Here is a 3,885-nt window from a genome sequence, read left to right as displayed (position 1 = left end):
CCTAAAACAAAGGTAACTTATCACAAGAAAAAAATAGAAAATGGTCTATTTTTGAGAGTCTGTTTCGGTGACATTAAAGTGCGTGGCCATCACTTATCGGAAGGGGATTGTATTGCTTTTAGCGATAAACTTGATTTGGCTGTCGAAGGTGTAACGCCCAATCGATTTGTATTAATAGAGGTTCCTATGAATGTAACATTGTATGATTCAGAAGAACCTATCGTTATTCCACCTAAAATGTAAAACATTTTAGGTGAACGAGTGATAAATGGCCTGATTTCTAATCAGGCTTTTTTAGGTGATTTTGCAACCCATAGCGATAATAAAATAATGCTTGAGCCAATAGTGAATTCAATCGGCATATCAATCACACCACCAAATAGAATATTGATCACTATTCCCAAAGGGATTAATAAGTTATTCATAACAGATAATGTTGCTGCAGATACTTTCGTGGCGCCTTGTAACCAAAAATATTGACCCAGTCCTGTTGCTAAAAATCCGACATATAAGAGTGATAACAGTGTGCTTGTTTGCATGGTGAATTTTGTTGTCCCTAAAAATAACCATGTTGGAAAAACGATGACGAAAGCACCTGCAAAAAACCAAAAGAAATTTTGATAATTTTTAGAAGATTGTTTTTGTGTACGTTGATAATAGGTTTGGCCAAATGCAAAAACAAAATTAGCTGTTTGCATCAATATAAAACCAATCACAAATGATGGTGAAATGGCTTGGTAGCGAATGATCCCTGCGCCAATAACTGCCAAGAATGCTGCAGTAAATGCACGTATTGCGAAACGTTTTTCAAAGAAACTATGAATCATCACAATATAAATTGGCGTTGTGATAGAAAAGAGCAATACTTCAATCACCGTGATGTATTGGAAAGATTGATATAAAAAGATGTATGTTAAACCAAATTGGCAAGCACCACAGATCATAAGTGTTTTAATCTCTTGGCAGGCTGTTTTGCGCACAAAAGGTAAGAAGATTAAAATTCCGCATAGAATTCGGATTAAGACTGCAAGATAAGGGTCAACGTAGGGAGAAATAAATAGCCCAATCAGGGAAAATGAGAGTGACCAAATAACTGAAATGAATGAAAGTTCTAACATACGTAAACTTTAATGATAAAATAAAGAATACATAATACTGTTGTCTGAGTGAAAAAGCGAATCTTTAGATTGTATCTTGCTATAATTTGTCCTTTGATTTTTAACAAGATAGATATGGCAGAAATCGCTCAGAAAATACAAAAGAAAGGGCTTTTAGGCTCATTATTTACAATCAGCGCATTGACGCTCGTTTCACGTATTTTAGGTTTAATTCGTGACATGGTATTTGCAAGTTATTTTGGTGCAACCGCCATGATGGATGCTTTTAATGTTGCCTTTAGAATTCCTAATTTATTTCGCAGGTTTTTTGGTGAAGGTGCATTTAATCAATCCTTTGTGCCTGTATTCAGTGAGTATTATGAGAAAAAACGTGATCAGTTGCCATTGTTCATTGCAGAAGTTTCTGGTTCTTTAGGTATTGTTTTGCTTGGTATTACAATACTTGGTGTATTTTTTGCCCCAGAATTAGTATTAGTATTTGCTAGCGGCTTCAAAAGTGACCCAGAAAAGTTCGCATTAACAGCAGAGCTAGTGCGTATTATGATCCCTTATGTATTCTTGATCTGTATGCTTGCGATGTATTCGAGTATTTTAAACTCGTTGGATCGTTTTGCACTACCTGCATTGTTGCCAAGTTTATTGAATATAGCCATGATTATTGGTGCATTTTTAAGTGTTCAATTTTTAAAAGTGCCAATTTTAGGTTTGGGCTATGCTGTTATCATTGCAGGTGTGATTCAATGTTTGATTGTGATGTACAGTGTTCACCAACAAAAATTATTAACATATGTACCTAAAGTTGCCTTTGGTGCACCAGGTGTAAAGCAAGTGGTCATTTTAATGATTCCTGCATTGATAGGATCATCTAGCAGTCAAATCAATATCTTGATCAATACACAATTAGCATCACGTTTAGAAACAGGTAGCGTGACGTGGTTATATTACTCAGATCGTTTAGTTGAATTTGCATTGGGCACGGTTGCTGTTGCATTAGGAACAGTCGTATTACCAAAATTATCACGTTTAAGCGCATCGAATGATCAAGAAGGTTTTGAAAAAACAGTTAATTGGGGGATTCGTTTAGCATTAGTTTTGGGGATCCCTTCAAGTATAGGTTTAATTTTATTAGCAGAGCCTTTATTAGCATTACTATTCATGCGTGGCGCATTCACTTATAACGATGTGCTTATGTCTGCTAAAAGCTTAGTCACATATGGTACAAGCATTGCAGCTTATTTTTTAATTAAGATTCTAGCGCCAGTTTACTATTCAAGACAAGATACAAAAACGCCATTGAAATTTGGTTTAGTTTCCATTGCTGTGAATATTGTGTTGCAGTTCATTTTAGTGAAATATTATGCACATGCAGGTTTAGCGTTATCTACATCTATCGCAGCGTGGGTAAATGCATTGTTGCTAATGTTTGGTTTGCATTATTTGGGTATTTACAGATTAGGGCGATTGATGACAGGGAAGTTATGGGTTGTGATTCCAGCTAATCTTTTATTAGCCAGTTTTTTATATTGGGTTTGTCAGTATAATAATTTTTGGATCTATGCCTCTTTATGGGTGCGATTGGGTGGCTTGATGGTGGTGGTGCTTACTTCTGTTATTGGGTATTTTGTTTGTTTGCATCTATTGGGTTTTTCATTGAAGCAATTCAGAAAAGTCTCATAATATCTTTGATTTAGATCAAATTGTAATGTTTTGTATAGATATTAATCATAAGGTAAATTTTAGATTGTAATTGATTTGTTGTGGCGTTATTATTTTGGTCTGCCTCATTGAGGCAGACCACAACAAGATTGAAATACTAACAAATCAAAACATAATAATCATGTATAGCGCCGAACGGCGCTTTTTCTTTTGTTTAAAATTACACTGATTTAAGCACGGTTACACTACATTGCGGACAAAAGCATCATCACTGATACCTTTTTCTAAGATAATTTTTGACCATTCTTTAGCTGAATGTAGCGAGTGATCTTTATAGTTACCACAGGCAATTTTTGCAATGCCTTGGACTTTATCAATTGTATAACTATCTTTGACAATCTCTTCTAAGGTTTTTTTCAATACTTTGGCAACTTCTGTTGCTGTTGGCTCACCCCAAGCAATCAAATGAAAACCTGTACGACAGCCGAATGGTGAAATGTCAATAATGCCATCGAGTTGATTACGCATGAGATCAGCAAAAATATGCTCAAATGTATGCATACCACTTGTTTCAATAGCTGTTTCATTCGGTTGAGTTAAACGTACATCAAAGTTTGTGATGATATCGCCTTTAGGGCCAACTTCTTTGGCGATTAAACGGACATAAGGTGCGATGACGATATTATGATCGAGTGTAAAACTTTCTACTTCTGCCATGGTTACTCCTAAATATATATGTTTAATATGTTTTAAAGCTATCTATATTTATACATCAAAAATTCATTGCGCGAAAGGCTAAAGCTTCAGTTAAATGTGTTGCCTTGATATTTTCTGAGGCTTCTAAATCTGCAATAGTTCGTGCAACGCGTAGAATACGATGGAAACTGCGTGGAGATAGGTTTAATCTTTTTTGTGCTTTATCCATTAATTCTAATTCTCTTGCTCCTAATTGGCAATCTTCATCAATTTCTCTCACTGTTAATAAAGCATTTTGTTTACCACGACGTTGATTTTGAATATTTCTAGCTGCTACAACTTGTTCTCTCATGCTTGCAGATGATTCACCTAGTTGTGTTGTTTGTAATTCGGATGTCATTAAACGAGGTACTTC

Annotated in this window: 5 protein-coding genes; 2 read left to right on the top strand and 3 right to left on the bottom strand. The window is 35.2% G+C overall.

What is annotated here, in order from left to right; all coding sequences use genetic code 11:
* The coding region (locus tag BZK14_RS08360; protein ID WP_483887734.1) for a pirin family protein at window positions 1–243 on the top strand (243 nt) is incomplete at its 5' end.
* A 41-nt stretch (window positions 244–284) separates the two neighbouring features.
* Here BZK14_RS08360 and BZK14_RS08355 read toward each other — a convergent pair.
* Entirely contained in the window at window positions 285–1,118 is an 834-nt protein-coding gene (locus BZK14_RS08355) for an EamA family transporter (RefSeq protein WP_077926060.1), read from the bottom strand.
* Between the two features lie 114 nt (window positions 1,119–1,232).
* Here BZK14_RS08355 and murJ point away from each other — a divergent pair, with 114 nt between their 5' ends.
* Window positions 1,233–2,795 carry a murein biosynthesis integral membrane protein MurJ gene (gene murJ / locus BZK14_RS08350; RefSeq protein ID WP_077926059.1) on the top strand — a complete coding sequence of 521 codons (1,563 nt, stop codon included), beginning with the start codon at window positions 1,233–1,235 and terminating at the stop codon, window positions 2,793–2,795.
* A 219-nt stretch (window positions 2,796–3,014) separates the two neighbouring features.
* Here the strand turns inward: murJ and BZK14_RS08345 are convergent, their stop codons facing one another.
* Window positions 3,015–3,491: an S-ribosylhomocysteine lyase gene (locus BZK14_RS08345; protein ID WP_077926058.1), complete on the bottom strand. Its 477-nt coding sequence runs from the start codon at window positions 3,489–3,491 to the stop codon at window positions 3,015–3,017.
* A 55-nt stretch (window positions 3,492–3,546) separates the two neighbouring features.
* On the bottom strand, window positions 3,547–3,885 hold a 339-nt coding region (locus tag BZK14_RS08340; protein ID WP_483887733.1), incomplete at its 5' end, for a magnesium chelatase subunit ChlI family protein.

This window comes from Wohlfahrtiimonas larvae, assembly GCF_002006755.1.
Lineage (GTDB): Bacteria > Pseudomonadota > Gammaproteobacteria > Cardiobacteriales > Wohlfahrtiimonadaceae > Wohlfahrtiimonas > Wohlfahrtiimonas larvae.
Note: the sequence above shows the minus strand (reverse complement) of the source record. Positions and strands in the feature narration are given on the sequence as shown.

Coding starts and splice junctions, on each gene's coding strand:
- BZK14_RS08355 (WP_077926060.1), bottom strand. CDS start 1,118: ATGTTAGAACTTTCATTCATTTCAGTTATTTGGTCACTCTCATTTTCC.
- murJ (WP_077926059.1), top strand. CDS start 1,233: ATGGCAGAAATCGCTCAGAAAATACAAAAGAAAGGGCTTTTAGGCTCA.
- BZK14_RS08345 (WP_077926058.1), bottom strand. CDS start 3,491: ATGGCAGAAGTAGAAAGTTTTACACTCGATCATAATATCGTCATCGCA.